The sequence below is a fragment of the Cobetia sp. BMC6 genome (assembly GCF_029991385.1).
In the GTDB taxonomy this organism is placed as follows: domain Bacteria; phylum Pseudomonadota; class Gammaproteobacteria; order Pseudomonadales; family Halomonadaceae; genus Cobetia.
Genome location: NZ_JAKUMF010000066.1, coordinates 1 through 438 on the forward strand (window position 1 = coordinate 1; position 438 = coordinate 438).

The window sequence follows — 438 nt, forward strand, 5'->3', positions numbered from 1 at the left end:
TGGCGCGGGCGGGGTGCTGCTTCTCCCGCGACGGACTTGATCGACGCGAGGTCGTCATTCTGCCGCTGCGGCAGCCCGCCAAGGCATATGACCCTTGGGCGCTGGTGGCGCAGGCCCGCTCTGTCCATGCTAAAGCTGACGATGAACTGGCGATCATCGCGGGGATGCTGGGGGTCGCCGTGCATGGGCCCGATGGTGAAATCATCGCGCCGGAGCGGCTTCGGCTGGAGGCGAAGCGGGCCGTGGCAGCAGCAAGCTATCGGGATTGTTTCAGCGGGAAGGCGGTTGGCGTCGATCAAGCCATCGCGCAGCTGGCTGAGTGGGGACGCCACTTGCAGGGCAATCGGCATATCGCCGCTGCCAGCGGCATGGCCTTCTGGAAGCGGGAAGCGATGCGGCGGTTCCTGTGGGATGGGGTGCGGTCTCCGCCATTCCTGT

1 protein-coding gene is annotated in these 438 nt (G+C 66.4%); it reads left to right on the forward strand.

All coding sequences use genetic code 11. The features are described from left to right. Window positions 1-438 (forward strand): hypothetical protein (locus MKZ40_RS17015; RefSeq protein WP_282627998.1); only part of this gene is annotated, 438 nt, incomplete at both ends.